This window comes from Klebsiella sp. 141161 (assembly GCF_050600815.1).
Taxonomy (GTDB): Bacteria; Pseudomonadota; Gammaproteobacteria; order Enterobacterales; family Enterobacteriaceae; genus Klebsiella; species Klebsiella aerogenes.
In genome coordinates this window covers 353,499-379,182 of the sequence record NZ_JAQIRN010000004.1, presented here as the reverse complement: position 1 = coordinate 379,182, position 25,684 = coordinate 353,499, and the positions used below count along the sequence as shown (strand labels likewise).

29 protein-coding genes are annotated in these 25,684 nt (G+C 55.6%); 13 read left to right on the top strand and 16 right to left on the bottom strand.

What is annotated here, in order from left to right:
* Positions 1-69: 69 nt before the first annotated feature.
* The 8 genes from ugpB to livK all read right to left on the bottom strand — a co-directional run bounded on the left by ugpB (position 70) and on the right by livK (position 7,286).
* Entirely contained in the window at positions 70-1,386 is a 1,317-nt protein-coding gene (ugpB, locus tag PGR79_RS13645) for a sn-glycerol-3-phosphate ABC transporter substrate-binding protein UgpB (protein WP_271032831.1), read from the bottom strand.
* A 291-nt stretch (positions 1,387-1,677) separates the two neighbouring features.
* On the bottom strand, positions 1,678-2,046 hold the full coding sequence (locus PGR79_RS13640) for a type II toxin-antitoxin system death-on-curing family toxin (RefSeq protein ID WP_430921862.1): 369 nt from the start codon (positions 2,044-2,046) through the stop codon (positions 1,678-1,680).
* The gene (locus PGR79_RS13635; protein WP_004174006.1) at positions 2,043-2,264 is read right to left on the bottom strand and encodes a type II toxin-antitoxin system Phd/YefM family antitoxin; all 222 of its coding nucleotides are present in this window, start codon (positions 2,262-2,264) and stop codon (positions 2,043-2,045) included. The genes PGR79_RS13640 and PGR79_RS13635 overlap by 4 nt, the downstream gene beginning before the upstream one ends.
* Before the next feature lie 163 nt (positions 2,265-2,427).
* A complete protein-coding gene (gene livF / locus PGR79_RS13630) occupies positions 2,428-3,141 on the bottom strand; it encodes a high-affinity branched-chain amino acid ABC transporter ATP-binding protein LivF (RefSeq protein ID WP_086538103.1) in 714 nt (237 codons plus the stop codon).
* A 17-nt stretch (positions 3,142-3,158) separates the two neighbouring features.
* Positions 3,159-3,926, bottom strand: coding sequence for a high-affinity branched-chain amino acid ABC transporter ATP-binding protein LivG (livG, locus tag PGR79_RS13625; protein ID WP_015369325.1), 768 nt, complete (start codon positions 3,924-3,926; stop codon positions 3,159-3,161).
* Positions 3,923-5,200, bottom strand: coding sequence for a branched chain amino acid ABC transporter permease LivM (gene livM / locus PGR79_RS13620; protein ID WP_430921860.1), 1,278 nt, complete (start codon positions 5,198-5,200; stop codon positions 3,923-3,925). Before livM ends, livG begins: the two co-directional genes overlap by 4 nt.
* A complete protein-coding gene (gene livH / locus PGR79_RS13615) occupies positions 5,197-6,123 on the bottom strand; it encodes a high-affinity branched-chain amino acid ABC transporter permease LivH (protein ID WP_015369323.1) in 927 nt (308 codons plus the stop codon). The genes livM and livH overlap by 4 nt, the downstream gene beginning before the upstream one ends.
* Before the next feature lie 53 nt (positions 6,124-6,176).
* Positions 6,177-7,286, bottom strand: coding sequence for a high-affinity branched-chain amino acid ABC transporter substrate-binding protein LivK (gene livK, locus PGR79_RS13610; RefSeq protein WP_047065884.1), 1,110 nt, complete (start codon positions 7,284-7,286; stop codon positions 6,177-6,179).
* A gap of 422 nt (positions 7,287-7,708) precedes the next feature.
* Here livK and panM point away from each other — a divergent pair, with 422 nt between their 5' ends.
* Entirely contained in the window at positions 7,709-8,092 is a 384-nt protein-coding gene (gene panM, locus PGR79_RS13605) for an aspartate 1-decarboxylase autocleavage activator PanM (protein WP_113373964.1), read from the top strand.
* Positions 8,093-8,371: 279 nt separating this feature from the next.
* Here the strand turns inward: panM and livJ are convergent, their stop codons facing one another.
* The 5 genes from livJ to ftsY all read right to left on the bottom strand — a co-directional run bounded on the left by livJ (position 8,372) and on the right by ftsY (position 14,176).
* The gene (gene livJ / locus PGR79_RS13600; protein ID WP_015369319.1) at positions 8,372-9,475 is read right to left on the bottom strand and encodes a branched chain amino acid ABC transporter substrate-binding protein LivJ; all 1,104 of its coding nucleotides are present in this window, start codon (positions 9,473-9,475) and stop codon (positions 8,372-8,374) included.
* Positions 9,476-9,799: 324 nt separating this feature from the next.
* Complete coding sequence (gene rpoH / locus PGR79_RS13595; protein ID WP_002920815.1) at positions 9,800-10,654, bottom strand: RNA polymerase sigma factor RpoH; 855 nt, start codon at positions 10,652-10,654, stop codon at positions 9,800-9,802.
* 255 nt (positions 10,655-10,909) lie between these two features.
* Positions 10,910-11,965, bottom strand: coding sequence for a permease-like cell division protein FtsX (ftsX, locus tag PGR79_RS13590; protein ID WP_015369318.1), 1,056 nt, complete (start codon positions 11,963-11,965; stop codon positions 10,910-10,912).
* Positions 11,958-12,626, bottom strand: coding sequence for a cell division ATP-binding protein FtsE (ftsE, locus tag PGR79_RS13585; protein ID WP_015369317.1), 669 nt, complete (start codon positions 12,624-12,626; stop codon positions 11,958-11,960). The genes ftsX and ftsE overlap by 8 nt, the downstream gene beginning before the upstream one ends.
* Positions 12,627-12,628: 2 nt before the next feature.
* A complete protein-coding gene (ftsY, locus tag PGR79_RS13580; protein WP_430921857.1) occupies positions 12,629-14,176 on the bottom strand; it encodes a signal recognition particle-docking protein FtsY in 1,548 nt (515 codons plus the stop codon).
* A gap of 193 nt (positions 14,177-14,369) precedes the next feature.
* Here ftsY and rsmD point away from each other — a divergent pair, with 193 nt between their 5' ends.
* Both rsmD and PGR79_RS13570 read left to right on the top strand, forming a co-directional pair.
* Complete coding sequence (gene rsmD / locus PGR79_RS13575; protein WP_430921855.1) at positions 14,370-14,966, top strand: 16S rRNA (guanine(966)-N(2))-methyltransferase; 597 nt, start codon at positions 14,370-14,372, stop codon at positions 14,964-14,966.
* Positions 14,956-15,234: a DUF1145 family protein gene (locus tag PGR79_RS13570; protein ID WP_015369314.1), complete on the top strand. Its 279-nt coding sequence runs from the start codon at positions 14,956-14,958 to the stop codon at positions 15,232-15,234. The genes rsmD and PGR79_RS13570 overlap by 11 nt, the downstream gene beginning before the upstream one ends.
* 15 nt (positions 15,235-15,249) lie before the next feature.
* On the opposite strand, the gene PGR79_RS13565 is transcribed toward PGR79_RS13570, so the two are convergent.
* On the bottom strand, positions 15,250-15,609 hold the full coding sequence (locus PGR79_RS13565; protein WP_162750185.1) for a DUF2500 domain-containing protein: 360 nt from the start codon (positions 15,607-15,609) through the stop codon (positions 15,250-15,252).
* A gap of 141 nt (positions 15,610-15,750) precedes the next feature.
* On the opposite strand from PGR79_RS13565, the gene PGR79_RS13560 reads away from it, so the two are divergent.
* Together PGR79_RS13560 and zntA are read left to right on the top strand one after the other, a co-directional pair.
* On the top strand, positions 15,751-16,377 hold the full coding sequence (locus tag PGR79_RS13560; RefSeq protein WP_015369312.1) for a lysoplasmalogenase: 627 nt from the start codon (positions 15,751-15,753) through the stop codon (positions 16,375-16,377).
* A 78-nt stretch (positions 16,378-16,455) separates the two neighbouring features.
* Positions 16,456-18,663, top strand: coding sequence for a Zn(II)/Cd(II)/Pb(II) translocating P-type ATPase ZntA (gene zntA, locus PGR79_RS13555; protein ID WP_113373967.1), 2,208 nt, complete (start codon positions 16,456-16,458; stop codon positions 18,661-18,663).
* Between the two features lie 90 nt (positions 18,664-18,753).
* Here the strand turns inward: zntA and tusA are convergent, their stop codons facing one another.
* Positions 18,754-18,999, bottom strand: a complete 246-nt coding sequence (tusA, locus tag PGR79_RS13550) for a sulfurtransferase TusA (protein WP_015703711.1) — start codon at positions 18,997-18,999, stop codon at positions 18,754-18,756.
* A gap of 207 nt (positions 19,000-19,206) precedes the next feature.
* Between tusA and PGR79_RS13545 the strand changes: the two genes are divergently transcribed.
* The gene (locus tag PGR79_RS13545; protein ID WP_213317318.1) at positions 19,207-19,872 is read left to right on the top strand and encodes a 7-cyano-7-deazaguanine/7-aminomethyl-7-deazaguanine transporter; all 666 of its coding nucleotides are present in this window, start codon (positions 19,207-19,209) and stop codon (positions 19,870-19,872) included.
* Between the two features lie 73 nt (positions 19,873-19,945).
* Entirely contained in the window at positions 19,946-20,503 is a 558-nt protein-coding gene (locus PGR79_RS13540) for a DcrB family lipoprotein (RefSeq protein ID WP_045397026.1), read from the top strand.
* Positions 20,504-20,505: 2 nt separating this feature from the next.
* Here the strand turns inward: PGR79_RS13540 and PGR79_RS13535 are convergent, their stop codons facing one another.
* On the bottom strand, positions 20,506-21,726 hold the full coding sequence (locus PGR79_RS13535; RefSeq protein WP_087859037.1) for an MFS transporter: 1,221 nt from the start codon (positions 21,724-21,726) through the stop codon (positions 20,506-20,508).
* 381 nt (positions 21,727-22,107) lie between these two features.
* Here PGR79_RS13535 and PGR79_RS13530 point away from each other — a divergent pair, with 381 nt between their 5' ends.
* From PGR79_RS13530 to PGR79_RS13505, 6 genes are all read left to right on the top strand, one after another.
* A complete protein-coding gene (locus PGR79_RS13530) occupies positions 22,108-22,503 on the top strand; it encodes a hypothetical protein (RefSeq protein WP_113373969.1) in 396 nt (131 codons plus the stop codon).
* 62 nt (positions 22,504-22,565) lie between these two features.
* The gene (locus PGR79_RS13525) at positions 22,566-23,627 is read left to right on the top strand and encodes a methyltransferase (protein ID WP_123273284.1); all 1,062 of its coding nucleotides are present in this window, start codon (positions 22,566-22,568) and stop codon (positions 23,625-23,627) included.
* A gap of 20 nt (positions 23,628-23,647) precedes the next feature.
* Complete coding sequence (locus tag PGR79_RS13520) at positions 23,648-24,370, top strand: beta-ketoacyl synthase chain length factor (protein ID WP_430921852.1); 723 nt, start codon at positions 23,648-23,650, stop codon at positions 24,368-24,370.
* Positions 24,367-25,182, top strand: a complete 816-nt coding sequence (locus PGR79_RS13515) for a lysophospholipid acyltransferase family protein (protein WP_087859033.1) — start codon at positions 24,367-24,369, stop codon at positions 25,180-25,182. Before PGR79_RS13520 ends, PGR79_RS13515 begins: the two co-directional genes overlap by 4 nt.
* Complete coding sequence (locus PGR79_RS13510) at positions 25,163-25,420, top strand: phosphopantetheine-binding protein (protein WP_045397051.1); 258 nt, start codon at positions 25,163-25,165, stop codon at positions 25,418-25,420. Before PGR79_RS13515 ends, PGR79_RS13510 begins: the two co-directional genes overlap by 20 nt.
* 11 nt (positions 25,421-25,431) lie before the next feature.
* Positions 25,432-25,683 (top strand): acyl carrier protein, encoded by a 252-nt coding sequence (locus PGR79_RS13505; protein WP_047047899.1) that lies wholly within the window; start codon positions 25,432-25,434, stop codon positions 25,681-25,683.
* Position 25,684 lies beyond the last annotated feature (1 nt).

Sequence of the window (25,684 nt, the reverse complement as noted above, 5' to 3'; positions counted from 1 at the left end):
CGCCTTACCCGGCCTACATAGGGCACATCGTAGGCCCGGTAAGCACAGCGCCACCGGGCAAGTTACAGATTACGATTTGGTTGCTTGCTCGAAACGGCGCAGCAGTTGATTCCCGCGCTGAACGGCGGAATCCAGCGCCTGTTGCGGGGTTTTCTTGCCGGTCCACACGCTCTCCAGCTCTTCATCAACGATGGTGCGAATTTGCGGCATGTTGCCCAGTCGCAGGCCTTTGGTGAACGGCAACGGCGGCTTGTTCAGCATCTGGCGGGTGGCGATATCAGCACCTGGATTCTTATCATAGAAGCCCTGCTGGCGCGTCAGATCGTAGGCCGCGGTGGTAATCGGCAGGTAGCCGGTTTTCTGGTGCCACTCGGCGGCGTTTTCCGGTTTGGTGAGGAAGTCGAGGAACTTCGCCACGCCGGTGTAGGTCTCTTTGTCCTTGCCCTGCATCACCCACAGGCTGGCCCCGCCGATAATGGCGTTCTGCGGCGCGCCTTTCACATCGGCGTCGTAAGGCATCATGCCGACGCCATAGTTGAATTTCGCATACTGACGAATATCCGCCAGCGAGCCGGATGAGGCGGTAGTGATCGCGCAGTCGCCGTTATAGAACTTCTCGGTGGATTCATCCTTACGCCCGAAATAGCTGAAATCGCCCTTCTTGTTCATCTCTTCGAGCAGGGCGATATGTTTCACCTGCTCCGGCTTGTTGAACTCCAGCACCGCGTCGGTGCCGTCAAAACCGTTATTTTTCGTGGCGACCGGCAGGCCGTGCCAGACGCTGAAGTTTTCAATCTGGATCCAGCCCTGCCAACCGCTGGCGTAGCCGCACTTCATTCCGGCCGCTTTCAGCTTCGCGGTATAGGCCGCCAGATCCTGCCAGGTTTTCGGCGGCTGCTCAGGGTCTAAGCCCGCTTTCTTGAAGGCGTCTTTGTTGTAGTACAGCACCGGTGTGGAACTGTTAAACGGCTGGGAGAGCAGATGGCCGGTTTTTGAGTCGGTGTAATAACCGGACACCGTCGGCACGAACTGCGATTCATCGAACTTAATACCCGCATCGCTAAAGACCTGGTACACCGGCTTAATGGCTTTTGACGCCATCATGGTAGCGGTGCCGACTTCATACACCTGCAGAATCGCCGGCGCGTTGCCGGTACGGAAGGCGGCGATACCGGCGCTCAGGCTTTGCTCGTAGTTGCCTTTATACACCGGAACAATTTTGTAATCAGGATTGGCCGCGTTGAAACGTTGCGCCAGAGAATCAACTTCTTTACCCAACTCCCCTTCCATCGAGTGCCAGAAAGGGATGGTGGTTACTGCCAGTGCCTGACCGGCAACTGCCAGGCTAAGCGCCAGTCCTAAAGCTGTATGTCGTAACGATATCATCGGTTATCTCTCTTGTTGTTCCGGATGCGCGATTTCACGCGTTTTATGTTCGCGGGGTAACATGACATGTTCGAATTACAGAAAAATAACTTTTTTATTACAAAAAAAAGATAGTAACGGGTCAGAGAGATGACAAGCCGATGAAAGGATGGGGGAAGTAAAGTGGGAGCTGAGACACGGATAATATTTGTACGATCGGCTCCCGGGGTCGGCGCAAGCGCCTCGCCCGGGCTACAACGGCTTGGGTAGCCCGGCCAAGCGAAGCGCCGCCGGGTTGCAACGAGTTAACTGTCATCCGCGCAAGCGCGCGACAATCTGTTCCAGGGTAAGTTGCCCTGCTGCCGCCTCGACGGTCATGCCGACGAAGTCCGGATTCGCCGACAATATAATTCCATTTCGCTTTAAAAAAAGCAGGGTGATAAACAGTGCCGTACGCTTATTACCATCATTAAATATATGACCGCGAGAAATCGCCAGCAGATGCATCGCAGCAAGTCGCCACTCGTCTGTCACACCTTCATATTCAATTTTATTTAGCACCCTATACATTATCGCTTCGGCACGCCCCGGATCGGGCATACCGGCAACGCCAGGCGTGACGCGGAGTAGCCTGTCGTGAAACTGTATTATCTCTTCCGCTGAGATAATCTGCAGCGTCATTTATCCGCAAGCTCCCTGATCTCATCACCATGAACCGCCATGATAGCCGCGAACTCATCATCCATTCTGGCCGCCTGGTAGCGTTCAAACTCTTCTGCGCTAATGATGACTGCTGATTTATGCCCACGACGGGTAATGGTCACAGGTACACCTGTCACTGCGCTTTCCAGCACATCGGCCAGATTTTGCCGGGCTTCGCTATAGTTAACCGTTCTCATAAAAACCTCCAAAGCTGTACTCTTTTATTGTACAACATATATGTACAAAAAAAGAGCCAACGGGCTCTTTTAAATGTATTTGTGCGATCTGCTCCCGGGGTCGGCGCAAGCGCCTCGCCCGGGCTACAAACCGGCGAAGTGAACGACGCCGGGTTACAATGTATTAACCGCCGAGATAGGCGCTGCGCACCGCCTCGTTGGCCAACAGCGCGTCGCCGGTATCCTCCAGCACCACGTGACCGTTTTCCAGTACGTAGCCGCGATCGGCGAGCTTCAGCGCCTGGTTGGCGTTTTGCTCCACCAGGAAGATAGTCATCCCCTGCTCACGCAGCTGCTCGATGGTGTCGAAAATCTGCTGAATGATAATCGGCGCCAGCCCTAATGAGGGCTCATCAAGCAGCAGCAGGCGCGGCTGGCTCATCAGAGCGCGACCTATCGCCAGCATCTGCTGCTCGCCGCCGGACATGGTGCCGGCGCGCTGAATACGGCGTTCATGCAGACGCGGGAACAGCTCATACACCCATTTGATGCGGGTATGAAACTGGTCGCGGTCGGCAAAAAAACCGCCCATCGCCAGGTTCTCTTCCACCGTCATGCGTGAAAAGACGCGCCGCCCTTCCGGCACGATCGCCACCGCTTCACGCATGATTTTCGCCGTCTGCCAGTCGGTAATATCCTTACCGTCAAAGACAATGCGCCCGCTGGAAGCCCGCGGATCGCCGCACAGCGTACCGAGCAGGGTAGTTTTCCCCGCGCCGTTGGCGCCGATAAGCGTGACGATCTCACCCTGTTTGATATGCAGGCTGACGTTGTGCAGCGCCTGGATCTTGCCGTAGTGGGCGCTAACATTGTCAAAAGTTAACATCGCTTTTTCCATCTTATGCGTCACCACCATTATGCTTCACCTAAATAGGCGCGGATCACGTCCGGGTTATTACGAATCTCTTCCGGCGTCCCGTTGGCCAGCGGCGTCCCCTGGTTCACGACGTAGATGCGATCGGAAATGCCCATCACCAGCTTCATATCATGTTCGATAAGCAGGATGGTGGTGTTGTGATGGCTACGCAACTCGGCGATAAGCTCATCCAGCTCTTTGGTCTCTTTCGGGTTAAGCCCCGCCGCCGGTTCGTCGAGCATCAGGATCTCCGGCTGCGTCACCATACAGCGGGCAATCTCCAGCCGGCGCTGGTCGCCGTAAGCCAGATTGCTGGCCTGACGGTTAGCGTGCTCCAGCAGGCCGATACGCTCAAGCCAGGTGGCGGCCCGATCCAGCGCTTCGCTCTGCGCGCGACGGAAGGCCGGCGTTTTCAGCAGGCCGGAAAAGACGCCGGTTTTCAGCTGTTGATGCTGCGCCACCAGCAGATTTTCAATCACCGTCATTTCGCGGAACAGACGCACGTGCTGGAAGGTTCGCACCACCCCCATCCGCGCAATCTGCTGCCCCGGCAGCCCTTCCAGATGCTGGTCGCGCAGCATAATAGTGCCGCCGGTAGGCTTATAGAAACCGGTCAGGCAGTTAAAAACGGTGGTCTTACCCGCGCCGTTCGGGCCGATTAAGGAAACGATTTCCTGCGGACGTAGCTCAAGGGAGACGTTATTGACCGCCAGCAGGCCGCCAAAACGCATCATCAGGCCGTTCACGGATAATATTGGCTGACTCATGCCTGCTCTCCTTTCGCCTGACCGTTTTTCAGCTTCAGCTGCGGGCGCGTCATCGGCAGCAGCCCCTGCGGACGCCAGATCATCATCAGCACCATCAACCCACCGAGCATTAACATGCTGTATTCGTTGAAATCACGCATCAGCTCGCGCGATACCACCAGCAGAATAGCCGCCAGGATCACTGCAAACTGTGAGCCCATCCCACCCAGCACGACGATCGCCAGCACAAAGGCCGACTCGGCGAAGGTAAAGGATTCGGGGCTCACGAAGCCCTGGCGCGCGGCGAACAGCGTGCCGGCGAAGCCGGCAAACGCGGCGCTGATAGTAAAGGCGGTCAGCTTGATGCGCGTCGGGCTCAGGCCCAGCGAACGGCAGGCGATTTCATCTTCACGCAGCGCTTCCCACGCCCGCCCGAGCGGCATCCGCAGCAGACGGTTAATAACGAACAGGCTGAGCACCACCAGCAGCAACGCCACCAGATAGAGGAAAATCACCCGATCGCTGGGATCGTACTTCAGGCCGAAGAAGTTGCTGAAGGTATCCCAGCCGCCTTCGCGGGCGGTACGGCTAAATTCAAGACCAAAGAAGGTCGGTTTCGGGATCTGGCTGATACCGTTCGGCCCGCCGGTGATCTCGGTATTGTTGAGCAGCAGAATGCGCACGATCTCGCCAAAGCCTAAGGTCACAATCGCCAGGTAGTCGCCGCGCAGACGCAGCACCGGGAAGCCAAGCAGGAAGCCAGCCGCCGCGGAGACCAGGCCGGCCAGCGGCAGGCAGGTCCAGAAGCCGAGACCGTAATAGTGGTTAAGCAGCGCAAAGGTATAGGCGCCGATGGCGTAAAACCCGCCGTAGCCCAATACCAGCAGACCGGAAAGCCCAACCACCACGTTCAGTCCGAGACCAAGGATGATATAAATCATCGTCAGGGTGGCGATATCCACCGTGCCGCGCGACACCATAAACGGCCAGGCCACGGCAATGACCAGCAGGGCTATCAGGAACAGCTTCTGCTTGACCGTCGACCCGTCAATCGCCGGCATAATAAATTTCGGCCCGGAGACGTTCTTAACCGCTTTCTGGAACAGCGGGCGCAGCAGCTGGAAGAAAAAGACCACCGCGGTGCCGATGAAGATCCACTGCCAACGAATATCGGCGGCGGTATCGACCACCAGTTTGGTGCCATTCAGCTCCAGCTGCACGCCCATAAAGACGCCCGCCAGAACAAAGAACATCGCGGCGGAAAGCAGCGCCATCGCAATTTGTATCGGTTTCATACTTTTTCTACCTCCGGGCGGCCCAGAATGCCGGTCGGCATCACTAACAGCACCAGAATCAGCAGCGCGAAGGAGACGACGTCCTTATATTCGGTGCTGAGATAGGCAGAAGAGAGCGCCTCGGCGATACCCAGAATCAGGCCGCCGATCATCGCGCCAGGGATACTGCCGATACCGCCGAGCACAGCCGCGGTAAAGGCCTTCATCCCGGCCATAAAGCCGATGTAGGGGTTAATAACGCCGTAGAACTGCCCCAGCAGAACGCCTGCGACCGCCGCCATCGCCGCGCCAATGACGAAGGTCAGCGCAATAACGCGGTCGGTATTGATGCCCAGTAGGCTCGCCATTTTCAGATCTTCCGCACAGGCGCGACAGGCGCGGCCCATTCGCGAATAGCGAATAAACAACGTCAGCGCCAACATGGCGATAAAGGTAACGACCCAGATGACCAGCTGCATGGTGGTGATAGTGGCGGAGAAATTATCGCTGTGGCCGACAATCCACTGGCCGTTAAAGAGACTCGGCAGCGCGACATCGCGCGAGCCTTCGGTCAAGCTGACGAAATTCTGCAGGAATATCGACATCCCGATGGCGGAAATAAGCGCAATCAGGCGCTTGGAGCTGCGTACAGGCCGATAGGCTACACGCTCGATACTCCAACCGTAGGCGCTGGCAATAATGATAGCGCCGATAAAGCCTGCGGCGACCAGCAGCCAGCCGGTATCGATCCCCAGCATCATTAGGGCGGCGATAATCATGAACGAGACGTAGCTGCCGATCATGTAGACCTCGCCGTGGGCGAAGTTAATCATGCCGATAATGCCGTAAACCATCGTATAGCCGATGGCGATCAGCGCATAGGTACTGCCCAGCGTGACGCCGTTAAACATCTGCTGCAGAAAATAGAGAAACTGCTCGGACATAAGGTAACCTTTTTCATGCCGCCCGCGCGGTGCGGGCGGTGGGATAACGCGTCTTACTTAGCGACGGTGGATGAACCATCCGCGTGCCACTGGAAGACACCAAATTCAAATCCCTTCAGATCGCCTTTTTCATCCCAATTCAGCGGCCCAATCACGGTCTTCGCGCCGTGAGCTTTCAAATCTTTAATTAAATCCAGCGGCTGCTGGCTACCGGTTCTGTCCATCGCTTGCGCCAGCGACTGAACGGCGGCATAGGTGATCCAGACGTACGGGCCGCTCGGATCTTTTTTATCCGCTTTCAGCGCATCAACAATAGCGCTGTTGGCCGGATCCTGGTCATAACGTTTTGGCATCGTCACCAGCATACCTTCCGCCGCCGCGCCGGCGATGTTGGACAGCGAGGCGTTACCGACGCCTTCCGGCCCCATAAACTGCGTTTTCAGGCCGACGGAGCGCGCCTGGCGCAGCATCTGCCCCATTTCCGGGTAGTAGCCGCCGTAGTAGACAAAGTCGATATTCTCTTTCTTCAGGCGCGCCAGCAGTGCGGAGAAGTCTTTCTCGCCGGCGGTGATGCCATCAAAGAAGACGATATTGGCGCCAGCTTTCTTCAGGTTGTCCTGCACGGAACGCGCCAGCCCTTCGCCGTACTGCTGCTTGTCATGAATAATCGCAATACGCTGCGGCTTCACGTGTTCGAGGATATATTTCGCGGCGGTCGGCCCCTGGGAAGAGTCAAGACCTGCGGTACGCATGATGTACTGGTAGCCACGCTGGGTCAGTTCCGGATTGGTCGCCCCAGGGGAGATCATCAGGATGCCTTCATCTTCATAGATATCCGAAGCCGGCTGGGTGGAGGAGGAACAGAGGTGGCCAATAACGTACTGAATGCCGTCATTGACGATTTTGTTAGCGACCGCGACCGCCTGTTTCGGGTCGCAGGCGTCGTCATACTCAACGCCAACCAGTTTGTCGCCTTTAATGCCGCCGCTGGCGTTAATGTCTTTAATCGCCTGGCGCGCGCCGTTGAATTCCATATCGCCCCACTGGGCAACCGGGCCAGACATCGCGCCGACGACGGCGACTTTAATATCCTTTGCCATCGCCGCGTGGGAAATCGCTAATGCAACGACTCCCGCGACGATCGTTTTCGCGTTCCTTTTCATGCTTCAGAACCCCGTTCATGATGTGATGTAAATGTTTTGTATTTTTATGGTTAAAAAGCATTCTGTGCTTTTATTAAACAACGCCATTTTTACCATGAAGTTTAATGGTTTAGCGCGGTTTTTTACCTGAATTATGATTAAAATCTCTATTTTTCAGGTGATTAAGAAAAGATAATATTCTGGTTTTAGGCGAAGATAAACAAAAAAAAGTCCAGTTCACAGCATAAAATAACGGCATATAAGGCGGAATAAAACGCTACATATCAGGTTAAAATTCTGCTTATTTTTCGATCCATGATGTATTGCGCTACCCCCGTGCAACCAGGAAAACGAATCCCCTGATGAATGAGTGCAAAACAGCGCCCCGCCAAACAAGAAATTTGAGTACACTGTCGCATCTGTTTTGACTGGAACTGCCGCGTATGAAGCTCACTATTATCCGTTTACAGCACTTCAGCGATCAGGATCGCATTGATTTAGGCAAAATCTGGCCGTCGCAGGATCCTGCGGCGCTGATGCTGGACGATAACCATCGTATTTACGTCGCCCGCTTTAACGAACGTCTGCTCGGCGCCGTACGCGTTACCCTGCGCGGCGTCGAAGGCGAGCTCAGCGAGCTGTGCGTGCGTGAAGTCACCCGCCGCCGCGGCGTTGGGCAATATTTAGTGGAAGAGGCGTTAAGCGATAACCCGAATATCAATAGCTGGCGCGTTGCCGATAGCGGGGTGGAAGACCGCGGCGTAATGGCGGCATTTATGCAGGCGCTCGGTTTCAGCGCCCAGCAGAATGGTTGGGAGAAGCATTAAGCCGTAGCCCCAATAAACGCAGCGTGACCAGGGAAGAACCCGGCGGCGCTTCGCTTAGCCGGGCTACCTGGAAATTGTAGCCCCGGTAAGCGCAGCGCAACCGGGGTTGAGGGCCGCAGACAACGCATCTGCGGCGTGAAAGGCTCCCCCACATTTAACCCAGCATTTCGCGTTGCAGCAAGGCGTCAAGACCCGAAATCCCCGGGAGCTTACATCAGTAAGTGACCGGGGTTGAGGGCCGCAGACAACGCATCTGCGGCGTGAAAGGCGCAGGTTAAATTATTTGGCGTCGGTTGCCGTACCGTTAGCATGCCAGGTAAACACGCCGAACTCGAATCCTTTCAGGTCGCCTTTCTCATCCCACGACAGCGGCCCCATGACGGTATCCACCTTCGCCCCTTTCAGGTATTTCGCGATTTCCGCCGGATCTTCAGACTGATTTAACCCCGCCTGCAGCGACTGCAGCGCCGCATAGGTGGTCCACACGAAGGCGCCGCTCGGATCCTGCTTCTTCGCTTTGATGGCATCCACAATCGGTTTGTTCGCCGGAACCTGATCGTAGTTCTTCGGTTTGGTGACCAGCAGGCCTTCTGCCGACTCGCCGGCGATGTTTGACAGGGAAACGTTAGCCACGCCTTCCGGGCCCATAAACTGGGTTTTCAGGCCGGCTGCGCGCGCCTGGCGCAGGATCTGTCCCATTTCCGGGTGATAACCGCCGTAGTAGACGAAGTCGATATTTTCTTTCTTCAGACGCGCCACCAGGGTAGAGAAATCTTTCTCACCGGCGGTGATACCGTCAAAGAACACCACGTTGGCGCCGCCTTTCTTCAGGTTTTCCTGGACTGAGCGCGCCAGCCCTTCGCCATATTGCTGTTTGTCATGAACAACAGCGATGCGCTGCGGCTTCACCGTGCCGAGAATATATTTCGCCGCCGTCGGGCCCTGATCGGAGTCGAGACCGGTGGTGCGCAGAATCAGCTTATAGCCGCGCGCCGTCAGCTCCGGTGCGGTTGCCGCAGGGGTAATCATCAGGATGCCTTCGTCTTCATAGATGTCAGATGCCGGCTGGGTGGATGATGAACACAGGTGACCGATAACGTATTTAATGCCGTCATTCACCACTTTGTTCGCGACCGCCACCGCTTGTTTCGGGTCGCAGGCATCGTCATATTTTACGATCTGCAATTTATTGCCTTTGATGCCGCCCTTAGCGTTGATATCGGCTACCGCCTGCTCCGCGCCGGTAAATTCCTGGTCGCCATACTGGGCAACCGGGCCGGACATCGCTCCCACGACGGCAATTTTAATGTCTTCCGCCAGCGCGGAACCGCTCATAATTAAAGCAATACATCCTGCCAGTAACGCTTTACCCTTCATATTCATCCTGAGGCTCCCCATTATTATGGTTTTTGCATTTGTTGTGATGTTGTTTGTTAGCGCATTATTCTGATTTTTAGTCCATACCAAGAATAGTATGACTGTATTTGGGTCTGCCGCCTGCGCTTTTGCAGCACACTATGCCAAAACATACCCCATTTTTTAGAATTTGAAACAACAATTTGCAGGAGATGTAAAAGTTATGTGACTGAAGCTAAACGTCGCGGCAATTCGCGCCGGGAGAGAAAACGGGTGTGACGGGGATATAAAACAAAAAGCCCCCGCTGAAACAGCAGAGGCTCAATTTACTACGGCGTTAAAAGACGAAGATTAGGCTTCGATAGCGGCGCGTAGTTTTTTCATCGCGTTCTTTTCCAGCTGACGAACACGTTCAGCCGAGACGCCATAACGATCCGCCAGCTCCTGCAGCGTGGACTTGTTGTCCTCGTCCAGCCAGCGAGCGCGGATGATGTCCTGGCTACGCTCGTCCAGGCCTTGCATCGCGTCAGTCAGTTTATTAGCAGCCTGCTCTTCCCAGTTATCGTCTTCGATGCCGTCGGCAAAGTTAGACGTTTTGTCCTGCAGATAGAGCACCGGCGCCATCGGCTGGCTATCGGATTCGTCATCGGACGACATATCAAAGGTCATGTCCTGCGCTGCCATACGTGATTCCATCTCACGCACGTCTTTGCTCGACACACCCAGCTCGCGGGCAACCATTTCCACTTCGTCCTGGTTAAACCAGCCCAGACGCTGCTTGGTTTTACGCAGGTTGAAGAACAGCTTACGCTGCGCTTTGGTGGTTGCGACTTTAACGATACGCCAGTTACGCAGCACGTATTCGTGGATTTCCGCTTTAATCCAGTGCACGGCGAAGGAAACCAGTCGCACACCCACTTCCGGGTTGAAACGACGTACGGCTTTCATCAGACCGATGTTGCCTTCCTGAATCAGGTCCGCCTGCGGCAGGCCATAGCCCGAGTAGTTACGAGCAATATGAACAACAAAGCGCAGGTGAGACAGAATCAGCTTTTTCGCTGCTTCCAGATCGCCCTGGTAATGCAGCTTTTCAGCAAGCTCCCGCTCTTCATCAGCCGATAACATCGGCCAAGTGTTGGCTGCCCGGATGTACGATTCCAGGTTACCAACGGGGGCTAAAGCTAAAGTTTGCATTTCTTTGGTCATTCAAATCCTCTCAATCTATAGTGTCTGACATGATCTTGTCCCCATCAGGCAACAAACATGCCAGCATTTATGAGCAACGAGAATATCACCCACAGTAGTATCAGACAGTGATTTTATCCACAAGTTCCATGCAACGTTGTGAGTAAATTACGCACAAAATGTGACATGGAGATGAAAGATTAGGGAAGAGGCGAACAGGGACTCTTTCCCTGCAGAGAGATATTCAGTGCAGGGAAAGATTATACCAGAAAATTTTTAGTCGGGGGTAAAGTGACGTAAATGTTGCACCGTCGCCAGCCAGGCGGCGACCCAGCCAATCATCGAGCAGACGATTAGCATCAGCAGGCACTCATCGAAGCCTAAGCCGCTGAGTTCAAATTTAGTACCAAACACTTTCGCCACTTCGGTTACCGCCGAAGAGAGGCGCATCACCAGAATCTCCGACAGGATCAGCGACAAAAACGCCCCGGCGAAGCCCAGCAGCGCGCCACCGTAAAGGAACGGACGCAGGATGAAACCATCGGTAGCGCCGATCAGCTTCTGGACGTTAATCGTGTCGCGACGAGCGAAGATGCTCAGACGTACGCTGTTGCCAATCACCAGGAATACCGCCGCGATCATCAGCACGCCGATCATCGCCGACACCCGGCCGACCAGCCCGGTCAGCGACGCCAGGCGCGCAAACCAGCTATCGTCCATGCGCACTTCGTCGACACCCTGAATACGGGAGACGCGATCGCGCAGGGTGTTAAGCGAATCGGTATTCTGGAAATCGAGCTTCGGCACCACAATCGCTACCGCCGGCAACGGGTTCTCTTCCAGCATATCCAGCGCGCCGCCAAACCCGGACCAGTTGCGGAACTCGCCCAGCGCCTCATCGCGCGACAGATAATTTACCTTCTCAACGCCCTGCTCCGCCTGCAGTTGGCCAACCACCCGCGCCGCCGCATCGTCATCCAGCGTTTTTTCCAGATAGACGGTGATCTGCGGCGACGGATAATACTGCGACGCCGCGCTGTTGACGTTTTTGTAGACCATATAGCAGACGCTCGGCAGCGTCAGCGAAATAGCGATCACCATGATGGTGAGGAAGGTCGCCAGCGGCGTGCTTTTTAAATCCTGTAACGCGCCGTGCCAGGCGTAGCGCACCTGCTCGTTAAAGACGTTACTCTTCCGCGATGCCGGGTTCGGCGCCGCTTTTGGCCGTTTTGGCGCATTGCGCCCGCCGTTGCCGCCGCCCGTGGCGTTACGGAGACGATCGAACTTGCTGCCGAACTGGCGAATCTGGTTCACTGCGTCGCGCTTATTCACCCCGATGGCCTCCATGCATATGACCGTCGCTCAGCGTCAGGACGCGGTACGGACGGCTGGAAATAAGCCCCAGGTCGTGCGTCGCCATCAGTACCGTTACACCTACGCGGTTAAACTCTTCAAACAGACGTAAAATCCCTTCCGAGAGCGCCTCATCGAGGTTACCGGTCGGTTCATCCGCCAGCAGCACCGCCGGCTTGTTGACCACCGCGCGGGCAATGCCCACGCGCTGTTGCTCACCGCCGGAGAGTTGGATGGGGAAATTTTTCGCTTTGTCCAGCAGCCCGACTTTATCCAACGCTGCGGATACGCGGCGGCGAATATCATCGCCGCTGGCGCCGGCGATAATCAGCGGGATCGCCACATTATCGAACACGGTGCGATCCATCAGCAGGTGGTGGTCCTGGAAAATCATGCCGATTTGGCGGCGCAGGAACGGCACCTCGCGGCTCTTCAGGCGGCTGATATCATGGCCGCTGAACAGAATTTTCCCGGCGCTCGGCCGTTCGATACCACAGATAAGCTTCAGCAGGGTACTTTTCCCCGCGCCGGAATGGCCGGTCAGGAACGCCATCTCGCCCTGCTGCAGGTGGAACGTCACCCCCTGCAGCGCTTGTCTCCCACCGAGATAGGCTTTGCTGACTTGTTCAAAGCGAATCATTCTTAATCCTCTCGGGCAAAAAGTGCCTCAATAAAGTCGCCCGCATTAAACGGACGCAGATCTTCAATACGTTCGCCGACGCCAATATAGCGAATCGGAATACTGAACTGGTCAGCCACTGAGAAGATAACCCCGCCCTTCGCGGTTCCGTCAAGCTTAGTCAACGTAATGCCGGTCAGCCCCACCGCTTCGTGGAACAGTTTGGCCTGGCTAATCGCGTTCTGCCCGGTGCTGGCGTCGATGGTTAGCATAACTTCATGCGGCGCGTCGACGTCCAGTTTCTTCATTACGCGGACAATCTTCTTCAGTTCTTCCATCAGGTGCGATTTATTCTGCAGACGACCCGCGGTATCGGCAATCAGCACATCAATATTGCGCGCTTTCGCCGCCTGGATGGCGTCAAAAATAACCGAGGCTGAGTCAGCGCCGGTGTGCTGGGCAATCACCGGGATCTCGTTACGCTGGCCCCAGACCTGCAGCTGCTCCACCGCCGCCGCGCGGAAAGTATCCCCCGCCGCCAGCATCACCGATTTACCCTGCTGCTCGAACTGACGCGCCAGCTTACCGATCGTAGTGGTTTTACCCACGCCGTTAACGCCGACCATCAGAATAACAAATGGCGTTTTCCCTTCAACATTCAGCGGTTCCTCAACTTTCGTCAGGATCTCGCTCATCTCTTCTTTCAGCAGACCGTATAACGCCTCGGCATCGCGCAGCTGCTTACGGCTGGCCCCCTCGGTAAGATTGGTAATAATCTTACGCGTGGTTTCCACCCCAACGTCGGCAATCAGCAGCTGTTCTTCCAGCTCTTCAAACAGATCGTCGTCGATTTTTTTACCGCGGAACAGGCTGATAAATCCGGAACCCAAATTCTGTTTGGTTTTCACCAGGCTGCGTTTTAAGCGAGCGAAGAAACCTTCTTTGGTCGGTTTTTCCTGCTCCTGCTGCGCCGCTTCCTGAGTTTCCGCTTCTTCCGCCAGTTCTTCCGGCGCCTCTTCTACGCCTTCCGCCGCCAGCGCCTGCGCTTCGAGCTCTTCATCGCTTAGTTCGGCTTCGGGCTCTTCCGGGAGGACCTCTTCTTCGATGACCTCAGGCTCTGCGACGATAACCTCTTCCGGCGTCTGTTCCGCAACCGCTTCGGCGATAACCGGCTCGGCAATCACCTCTTCAACCAGCGGTTCAGCGACTTTTTCTTCTACCGCAGGAACAACCGGCGCTTCTTCAAAAGCGGCCTCTGGGGCAGAAATTTCTTCCGCCACCGGCGATTCAGCCACTTTTTCTTGCAAAACGGCTTCGGTCGCCACCGGATGCGACAGTTCGCTTTCAACAACCTGTTCGGTGACTTCTACGACCTCAGCGGCAAAGGCCTCCGGGTCTTCTTTTACCGTTTCCGTCGCGGGTACGGCTTCCGCAGGCGTTTCCGCCGCCGGAACCTGTTCCGCAACCTCTTGTTGTTCTTCTACTTTTTGTTCTGTTTCGCTTTCCTGAGCCTGTTCTTTTTGCCCAAAGCCCAGCCAGGAAAAGAAGCCACGTTTTTTCTCTTTTGCCATTTGCGACCACACTCCTCGCTGTTTATTCATGGCGCAGCTTCGACACAACCGCTTCAGAAGCTGAAAAAATGATGAAATTAGTTGGATAGTCTATCACTTAACTTAACTCGCATCACCGCCCCCGGATTAAGGTTTCGTCAATGGTCTTCGATCGTTAGAATAGCAGGCTGGAAGTTGAGACTTGAGCAAAGAGATGAAGAAACCAAATCACGCAGGCAGCGGCCAGATCCGCATTATCGGCGGACAATGGCGGGGCCGTAAATTACCGGTGCCGGAGAGCCCGGGTCTGCGCCCAACCACCGACCGGGTTCGGGAAACGCTATTTAACTGGCTGGCGCCGTCGATGGTCGACGCCCACTGCCTTGACTGCTTCGCCGGCAGCGGCGCGCTGGGGCTGGAATCGTTGTCACGCTATGCCGCCAGCACCACGCTACTGGAAATGGAGCGCGGCGTCGCGCAGCAGCTACAAAAAAATCTCGCGACGCTGAAAGCCAGTAACGGCAAGGTGGTCAACACCAACACGCTGGCGTTTCTCAGCCAGCCGGGTACGCCGCACCATATTGTCTTCGTCGATCCCCCCTTCCGCAAAGGGCTGCTGGAAGAAACGCTCAGCCTGCTGGAAAAAAACCACTGGCTCGCTGATGAAGCGCTGATTTATGTCGAGAGCGAAGTAGAAAACGGACTACCGCCGGTTCCGGCAAACTGGCAGCTGTATCGCGAAAAAGTCGCCGGACAGGTCGCCTACCGCCTGTATCAACGCGAGGCACAAGGAGAAAACCATGCTGATTAATTTAGGCCGCCTGCTGATGCTATGCGTTTGGGCGTTTTTGCTGTTGAATCTGTTTCAACCTTTCCCAAAACCGCTGAATATCTTCGTTAACGTGGCGCTGATTTTTATGATTCTGATGCATGGCCTGCAGCTGACGCTGTTGAAAGCGACGCAGACGAAAGACGCGCCGCCGTTGAGCCGTTTTGAGCAAATTCGTATTTTCATCTTCGGCGTATTTGAACTGGTGGCCTGGCAGAAAAAGCTAAAGGCCACGCTGAAGAAAAAGTAACGGTTAATCCAGGGCTCAGTTATCGGCAACAAAGTCGACGAATCTTGAACCCTTATAGCTCAGCATTCCCCGGTCGCCGACGCTCAGCGCGTGATATTGCGGCGCATCAAGGCGGAACACCACTTCCAGTCCGCCATTTTCCGGGCGGAAGCTCGCTTCATAACGCATCTCGCTGCCGGCTGGCGTCACCGTCTGCTGGCGCGAACGGCGATCGTTAATCACCTTTTCCCGCTTATTGCTGACCACCACCCGCTTCTGCAACAGCGGCGCGGCGTCGTTATCCATTTTTTCCCGGCGCTGCTGCACATAGCGAAACGAGGCCGCCACCACAATCACCGCGACCACCAGCACAAAAAATAGCGGAACTTTACTCATTTGCGTACCCATAAGAATTATCAGGAATAAGGATAACGCGCATTGAATAACGTTGTCATCTTCTGGCCCAAACCACTACACTGAGATCCAGTACCGTAAGCGCAATCGCTTATTTAATGATAACAGATACAGGGACTTACTATGCTTTGGTCGTTTATTGCTGTCTGTTTCTCCGCATGGCTATACGTCGATGCGTCCTATCGTGGGCCGGCCTGGCAGCGCTGGGTCTTTAAACCGGTCACCCTGCTTCTGTTGCTGCTGTTAGCCTGGCAGGCGCCGATGTTCAACGCCATTAGCTACCTGGTGCTGGCGGGCCTGTGCGCTTCGCTGCTCGGCGATGCCTTAACCCTGCTGCCGCGCCAGCGGGTGATGTACGCGGTCGGCGCATTCTTCCTCTCTCATCTGCTGTATACGATCTGGTTCGCCAGCCAGATGACGCTATCGTTCTTCTGGCCGCTGCCGCTGGTCTTGTTGGTGCTCGGCGCGCTGCTGCTGGCAATTATCTGGACGCGCCTGGAAGAGATGCGCATGCCGGTGCTGACCTTTATCGGTATGACCCTGGTGATGGTGTGGCTGGCGGGTGAACTGTGGTTCGTGCGGCCGACCGATACTGCGCTTTCCGGCTTCCTTGGCGCCGCTTCGCTGCTGTTGGGTAACGCCGTCTGGTTGATTAGCCACTATCGCCGTCGTTTCCGCGCCGATAACGCCATTTCCGCGGCCTTCTACTTTGCCGGGCACTTCCTGATCGTTCGCGCGCTGTATCTGTAATTTACTGCTTGACTCTGGAGTCGACTCCAGAGTGTATCCTGCGGGTAATGAGAAAATTATCATTACCCGGAGGGTGCCATGTCGACACCAGAATCTCAGGACAAAAAAGTCCCCCAGTTCTCGTCATTCAAATTTACCCCGGCGACAGAGCCCGCTGAAAGCTGCTGTGCCGATCGCGCCTGCGCCGGGGAAACCGCCGCCGCTGAGCAGCCGCTCAATGGCGCCCGCTATAGCTGGCAGGTAGACGGCATGGACTGCGCGGCCTGCGCCCGCAAGGTGGAAACCGCCGTGCGCCAAATCGACGGCGTCAGCCAGGTGCAGGTGCTGTTCGCCACCGAGAAGCTGCTGGTCAACGCCGAAAGCGATATCCGTTCGCAGGTCGAAAACGCGGTACGCGCCGCGGGTTATACCCTGCGCGATGCTGACGCGCCGCAGGAAGAGAAACCGCAACGTTCATGGCTGCAGGAAAACCTGGCGTTATTGAGTCTGGTAGTGATGATGGCGCTCAGCTGGGGGCTCGAACAGTTTAACCACCCGTTCGGCAAGCTGGCGTTTGTCGCCACTACCCTCGTCGGCCTGTGGCCGGTTGCCCGCCAGGCGTTGCGGTTGATTAAAAGCGGCAGCTGGTTTGCCATTGAAACGCTGATGAGCGTTGCCGCTATCGGCGCGCTGTTTATCGGTGCCACCGCCGAAGCGGCAATGGTTCTGCTGCTGTTTCTGATCGGCGAACGGCTTGAAGGCTGGGCCGCCAGCCGCGCGCGCCAGGGCGTGAGCGCCCTGATGGCGCTCAAACCTGATACCGCCGTTCGCCTGCGCAACGGCGAGCGTGAGACCGTCGCCCAACGTGACCTTCGCCCCGGCGATGTGATTGAGGTCGCCGCCGGCGGGCGTCTGCCGGCCGATGGCGAGCTGCTATCGCCGTTTGCCAGCTTCGATGAAAGCGCATTGACCGGCGAATCGGTACCGGTGGAACGTAAAGCCGGCGAGCGCGTAGCGGCGGGCGCCACCAGCGTCGATCGGCTGGTGCAGTTGACCGTTATCTCCGAACCGGGAGATAGCGCCATTGACCGGATCCTCAAACTGATTGAGGAAGCCGAGGAGCGCCGGGCGCCGATTGAACGCTTCATCGATCGCTTCAGCCGGATCTACACCCCGGCCATTATGGTGGTCGCCCTGCTGGTTGCCATCGTACCGCCGCTGTTCTTCGCCAGCGCCTGGCTGCCGTGGATCTATAAAGGCTTAACGCTGCTGTTAATCGGCTGCCCTTGCGCGCTGGTCATCTCTACCCCGGCGGCGATTACCTCCGGTCTGGCGGTCGCCGCACGGCGCGGGGCGCTGATTAAAGGCGGTGCGGCGCTGGAACAATTGGGCCAGGTGCGCCAGGTGGCGTTCGATAAAACCGGTACTCTGACCATCGGCCAACCACAGGTCACCCGCGTTATCGCCGCCGCCGACGTTGATGAAAACGGCCTGCTGGCGCTGGCGGCAGCGGTTGAACAAGGCTCCAGCCACCCGCTGGCGCAGGCTATCGTACGCGAAGCGCAGCAGCGTAAGCTGACTATTCCCGTTGCGCACAACCAGCGGGCGCTGGCCGGTTCCGGGATAGAGGCCGAGGTCAACGGCAGCCGCATCTTAATCTGCGCGGCCAGTAAGGCTGCACCTGCTGAACATGAGGCGCAGATCCAGCAACTGGAGAGCGCCGGACAGACGGTGGTGCTGGTGCTGCGCGATGATACCCTGCTCGGCATTCTGGCGCTGCGCGATACCCTGCGCGACGATGCGCGTCAGGCGGTGGATGAGCTGCATCAATTGGGCGTACAGGGGGTGATTCTCACCGGGGATAACCCGCGCGCTGCGGCGGCTATCGCCAATGAACTGGGTCTGGAGTTCCGCGCCGGATTGCTGCCGGCAGACAAAGTGCAAGCGGTGATGGCGCTTAACGCCAACGCGCCGCTGGCAATGGTCGGCGACGGCATCAACGATGCCCCGGCGATGAAAGCGGCGACCATCGGTATTGCAATGGGCAGCGGCACCGATGTAGCGCTGGAGACCGCCGACGCGGCGCTGACTCATAATCGCCTCACCGGCCTGGCGCAGATGATTTCGCTCGCGCGCGCCACCCATGCCAATATTCGCCAGAATATCGCCATCGCTTTAGGGTTAAAGGGGATTTTCCTCGTCACGACCCTTCTCGGCCTGACCGGGTTGTGGCTGGCGGTGCTGGCGGATACCGGCGCGACGGTGCTGGTAACGGCTAATGCTCTGCGGTTATTGCGTAAAAAGTAATGTTGAAGCGATATTCCCGGCTTGCGCAGCACGGTTCCAGATCGTTGGGTAGCCCGGATAAGGCGCAACGCGCCGCTATCCGGGATGGGTTCAGTGGCTTTTGCGGATTAAATAGCGGTACGGCAGGGCTTCGGTTTCCTGCGCCACCAGTTCATGCTCCATAAAGAGGCAAAAACCGGGGATATCGCGGGTCGTCGCCGGATCGTCGGCAATGATCAGCAGGGTCTCGCCCACCGGCATGGTACGCACGGTTTTACGCACCATCATCACCGGCTCCGGGCAGCGGAGCCCAAGGGCGTCCAGCGTATGGTCAGGACTGGAGAAAAGTTCGCTCATTTTTATCTCACTTCAACAAAACGGCCCTAGTTTACCCCCACTTCGCCAGTACGCAAGCCAGGTTAACGTTTGCGCGAAAAACAACCATTGCATTACGCTCTCAACGCAGTATCATGCAGCCGTTTTTAATTGGGTTCCCTCACCCCAACGTTCCGCTCCCGATTCCTTCATTGATATGAAGCATGACGGGCATAAAAAGGTCACAATATGAATCCCTTTACTACCGTACAGCGTAAGAAAGCGCTCGTCTGGCTTTCGCTATTTCATCTGCTGGTGATCACCTCCAGCAACTATCTGGTCCAGCTGCCGATCTCCATTTTTGGTTTCCATACCACCTGGGGCGCGTTCAGTTTTCCCTTTATTTTTCTCGCCACCGATCTGACGGTGCGCATTTTTGGCGCCCCGCTGGCGCGACGCATCATCTTCGCGGTGATGATCCCGGCGCTGATTATTTCCTATGGCATTTCGGCGCTGTTTTATATGGGCGAGTGGCAGGGCTTTGCCGCGCTGGGCACCTTTAATCTGTTCGTCGCCCGTATCGCCGCCGCCAGTTTTATGGCCTATGCGCTGGGGCAGATTCTCGACGTCCACGTCTTCAACCGCCTGCGTCAGAATCGTCGCTGGTGGCTGGCGCCGACGGCGTCGACCCTGTTCGGTAACGTCAGCGATACCCTGGCCTTCTTCTTCATCGCCTTCTGGCGCAGCCCGGATCCGTTTATGGCCGCCCACTGGGGGGAAATCGCCATCGTCGACTACTGCTTCAAAGTACTTATCAGCATCGTCTTCTTCTTGCCGATGTACGGCGTGCTGTTGAATATGCTGTTGAAAAGACTGGCGGATAAATCTGATTTGTCGGCATTGCAGCCAGGTTAAAGGTACTCGCTAACGGTTGTGATAAGATAACCGGATGAGCCGTTAATGGCCGTTTATCGAAAGGAAGATGTCAATGCGCAATTTGGTTAAATATGTCGGTATTGGCCTGCTGGTTATGGGGCTTGCGGCCTGTGATAACAGCGATTCAAAAGCGCCGACCGTCGGGGCAGCAGCAGAGAGCAACACCAGCGGCCAGGCGATTAGCCTGCTGGATGGTAAACTGAGCTTCACTCTGCCGGCAGGTATGGCCGACCAGAGCGGTAAGCTCGGCACCCAGGCCAACAATATGCACGTCTATTCCGACGCCACCGGCCAGAAAGCGGTGATTGTGATCGTCGGCGACAGCACTAATGAAGATCTGGCGGTGCTGTCCAAACGTCTGGAAGATCAGCAGCGCAGCCGCGACCCGCAGCTGCAAGTCGTGTCTAACAAATCAATTGAGATCAAAGGCCACACCTTACAGCAACTGGACAGCATTATTTCCGCCAAAGGGCAGACCGCATGGTCCTCCGTGCTGCTCGGTAAAGTCGATGACAAACTGCTGACCCTGCAGGTCACTCTGCCAGCGGACAACCAGCAACAGGCGCAGACCGAAGCAGAAAGCATCGTCAACACGCTGGTCATTAACTAATTTTATTGCCCTGATGCAGCGGCCTCCGGTTCCACCACCGGGGGCCGTTTTTTTAACCGCCAGCCCAGCAGTAGCGCCGCCATCACCAGCCCTGCCGCCGCCAAATAAATCGTTGGTATCCCGGTCCACGCCATCAAAAGACCGGCCAACGGCCCGGTCACTCCCAACGACAAATCCATAAATACGGTATAGGTCGCCAGCGCCGAGCCCTGATTGTGCTGCGGTACTGCTTTTACTGCGACTACGCCGAGCGCAGGGAAAACCAGCGAGAACCCCGCGCCGGTGAGGAAAGTCCCGACTTTCGCCATCAGCGGCGTCAGTGCAAAGCCCACCAGCAGCAGGCCAATAACCTCCACGCTAAAACAGAGCATTGCCACGTTCAGGCCGCCGAGGCGGTTAATACCGTTGGGAAAAAGCAGCCGCGTGCCGACAAACGCGCAGCTGAACAGCGTTAACGCAAAGGCCGCGCCGTCCCAGCCTTTTGCGTCATAAAACAGAGTTATAAAGGTCGCGATCACCCCGAAGCCGGCAGAAGCCAACGCCAGCGCCATGCCGTAAGGCCAAACCCGGCCGAGCACCGCGCGAAATGACATCGCTTTACCTTTCGTCGCTTTCACCGCCGTTCGCGGTAGCGCGCAGAGGATAGCCACCAAAGCGACCGCCATAATGACCATCGCCAGGCCGCCGAGGCCAATATATGAATAGCACAGCACGCCCAGCGGCGCGCCCATCGCCATCGCGCCGTAGGTCACAATCCCGTTCCACGAAATCACCCGCCCGATATGCAGCGAGCCGACAACGCCTACACCCCATAGCGTCGAGCCCGTGCCGGCGAAGCTCTGGCCAATGCCGAGGATCGCTCGTCCCAAACATAACAGCAGCAGACTCAGCAACGGCCAGCCGCTACTCCAGGCCGCCAGCAGATAGCTCAAACCACTCAGGAAACAGCCGCAAAGGCCGAAAACGACAATCTTTTTCGGTCCAAGCAGATCGGCGTAGCGCCCGGCGTGCGGTCGGCTCAACAGCGTGGCGAAATACTGCAGACTAATCACCAGCCCGGCCCAGAAGGCGCTAAACCCCATCACATCGTGAACGTAGCCTGGCAGAACCGCCAACGGCAGGCCGATAGTGAGATAGCTGGCAAAGTTAAAAATTACGACGGAGACAATCCGCAGATTGAGGCGCAGTCCACTGAGCGCCGGTTCGGCGACGGGTTCAGGCATTAGGTTCCACCAAATTGATACGACACGCTTCACTATTACCACGACGTGTACAGAAAAGCAGCCCTTAGCCGCAATATTACTCTGGCAATAAATCAACGGCGATTGGCGATTTAAAATGCGTAAAATTAAGACATAACTTACCGATTATATTCATTGATTAAGCGGAGTTAATTTACTTATACTTCACCCCGCAGCATACCTGCGCCGTCGCTTTATCCGAAAATCAGCATTCCTATAACATTAGGATATTTATTTGTCACATTTTTAAAGTAAAACAAATTAAATAAACAACCTGAATAAAAACACGACATCACGACGATATTATTATTTTTGACATTGACCTAAGTATTTTCTCAACAAATATATCGATAGGGAGTATTCATGAAAAAGGTTATTCATTGGATTGTTGCCGCCACGGTTGTCGGCGCGCTGGCGGGTTGCGCGCGCACTGCGCCGATTGAACAGGTCCAGACTACGGTTAGCGCGGGTCATACCGAAGCTCAGGTCAAGAATGCTATTCTCCAGGCGGGTATTCAACGTGAATGGATTATGTCCGATGCAGGTCCTGGCGTTATCAAAGGGCATTTGCAAAACCGAGCCCACTCCGCGGATATTAAAATTAACTACTCAGCAACAAGCTATTCTATTAATTACGTGAGCAGCCTTAATCTAATGGCTTCCGGCGGAAAGATTCATAGAAACTATAATCGCTGGGTGCACAATCTCGATAAAGATATTCAGGTTACCCTCGCCGCTAATACGGCGTTGCAGAAGTAACTCCTCAACGGGCCAGTATTGGCCCGTTCCCCTCTCATTGATTGAAAAAGGTTGTGCCGAACGTGTACCAACAGGACTCTCTTAGCGCACTGGATGCTATCACGGAAGCGCAACGCATCGCTTTCGCTCCTATGCTCTTTCAAACCGCGTTATGTCTGCGTAACTCAGGCATCCTGGATTATCTCGATCGGCAAGGTAAACGCGGCGCGACCCTTGAAGCAATTAGCGAAAATTGTGAGGGAAATGAATATGCTGTAGGCGTTTTGCTGGATATGGGATTAAGCGGGCGTATTGTTACCTATAAAGAAGAACGCTATTACCTCGCTAAAGTGGGACATTTCTTACTCCATGATACGATGACCCGTGTAAATATGGATTTTACTCAGGACGTTTGTTATCAGGGATTATTCTTTCTGGAAAATGCGTTACAGGAAGGTAAACCATCTGGTTTAAAAGTTTTTGGTGAGTGGCCAACGATTTACCCGGCATTATCGCAACTTCCGCAAGCGGCGCGTAAAAGCTGGTTTGCTTTCGATCATTACTATTCCGACGGTGCCTTTAGCGCCGCGCTGCCACATGTATTCGCCAGCCGGCCCGCAACCCTGTACGATGTCGGCGGAAATACCGGTAAGTGGGCGCTACGCTGCTGCCAGTATGATGAAAATATCGCGATTACGTTATTAGATTTGCCACAACAAATTGCGCTGGCCCGCGAAAATATAGAAAATGCGGGCCTTACCCACCGCATTGACTGTCATGCTGTGGATATGCTGAGTGACGCCCCCTTACCAGGAGAGGCGGATATCTGGTGGATGAGCCAGTTCCTTGACTGCTTTTCCCCGGAACAAATTATCACGCTACTCAGTAACGTCGCGCAGGTCATGAAACCCGGCGCGCGCCTGTGTATTCTGGAGCTGTTCTGGGATGCGCAAAAGTTTGAAGCAGCATCATTTAGTCTGAATGCGTCTTCGCTCTACTTTACCTGTATGGCCAACGGCAACAGTCGTTTCTACAGCGTAGAGAAGTTTTATCGCTATCTGGAAATGGCGGGTTTCCGGGTAGAACAACGTCACGATAATTTGGGCGTTGGACATACCTTGTTGATATGTCAGAAAAATAATTGATTTTTCGCGGACGCGTGTAGATGACATTTTCATTTAACATAGTTGATTGGCAGGCCTTCGCGCCTGGAGTCAGTGGCACCGAGCAGTGGCAACGGTGGTCACAGCATTTGCACGCCATCGATCCAGCCGCAGCGCCGGCCAAACTTAGCGAATTACCGATGATGACCGCCCGCCGACTTAGCTCCGGCAGCAGGCTAGCCGTGGAGTGTGGGCTGGCGATGCTGCGCCGCCATGCGATCGATGCTGTGCTCTATACCAGCCGTCACGGTGAACTAGAGCGTAACTATCGGATCCTCCACGCCCTGGCGATGGAGCAGGCGGTCTCGCCTACCGATTTCGCCTTGTCGGTACATAATTCCGCCGTCGGTAATTTGACGATTGCGGCGAAAAAACCCATTGCGTCGTCATCCCTTTCTGCCGGTCGCGATACTTTCCAGCAGGGTTTATATGAAGCGATGGCTCTACTACAGGCGGGCTATCAGCGCATCTTGATGGTTGATTTCGATGGTTTTCTGCCGGAGTTTTATCACTCGCAGCTACCACCAACGATGCCAACCTGGCCCTACGCGGTGGCGTGGGTCATTGAAGCGGGAAGCGAATGGCAGTGTAAAGCACAACGCCATGATGCAGTCGAAGAGATTGCGCTGCCGCAAAGCCTGTTGTTTTTACAGTATTATTTGCAAAATGCGCGCGCATTCACGCTGCCAGGAGAACGCGTGCAGTGGCAATGGAGCCGTTCATGAACGCGCTTCTGTGTCGGCTCAATCGGCTCTGGCGCGCGGCAATGACCGGTGTTTGTTTCGCGCTGTTTGGCCTTGGCGGGCTGCTGCTCTCTGTCGTCTGGTTCAATCTATTGCTGGTCCTGGTGCGCGATAAGACCCGACGCCGCCGTATAGCACGGCGCAGTATTTCGCTCAGTTTCCGCTGTTTTCTCGGCGTGGTAAAAGGCGTCGGCGTACTCGATTACCAGATCAAAGGACGCGATATTTTACATCAGGAGCGCGGTTGCCTGGTGGTCGCTAATCATCCCAGCCTTATCGACTACGTGATGCTGGCCTCGGTGATGCCGGAGACCGACTGTCTGGTGAAAAGCGCGTTGCTGAAAAACCCATTTGTCAGCGGCGTGATCCGCGCGGCAGATTATTTAATTAACGATCGGGCCGATGCCCTGCTCCCGGCCAGCCGGCAGCGCTTACAGCAGGGCGATACTATTTTGATTTTCCCGGAAGGAACCCGAACGGTGCCGGGGGAAAAAATGCAGCTGCAGCGCGGCGCGGCCAATATCGCCGTGCGCTGCGGCAGCGATTTGCGCGTCGTCATCATCCGTTGTACCGAGCATATGCTGGGTAAACAGAGCAAATGGTACGACGCGCCGCGAACGAAGCCGTTATTTACCGTCGAAGTCGGAGAACGGCTGCGGATAGACCAGTTTTACGAGGCAAATAAACAAGAACCGGCGCTGGCCGCACGGCAGTTAAACCGGCATATTTTGCTTAAATTAGAATCAGGCACTACACCTGAAACAGGAATTAATGATGCAAGCGCTTTATCTTGAAATTAAGAATCTGATAATCAGTACATTGAACCTGGACGAGTTGTCCGCAGATGATATCGACACCGACGCCGCGCTGTTTGGCGATGGCCTGGGTCTGGACTCCATCGATGCGCTGGAGCTGGGGCTGGCGGTGAAAAATCAGTATGGCGTGGTGCTGTCGGCTGAAAGCGAAGAGATGCGCCAGCACTTCTTCTCCGTCGCCACGCTGGCATCATTTATTCAAGCGCAGCGTGCCTGAGGAGAACCGTCATGACCGAACAACAAGCCATTTACGAAGAAGTCTCCTCGCTGCTGGTGAAGGTATTTGAAATCGATCCGCAGGATATTAAACCTGAGGCCCGCCTGTACGAAGATCTCGAACTGGACAGCATCGACGCCATCGACATGATCGTCCATCTGCAAAAGAAAATCGGTAAGAAAATCAAGCCAGAAGAGTTTAAAACCGTACGCACCGTGCAGGATGTCGTCGATGCGGTAGAACACTTACTGAAAGAAGCGTAAT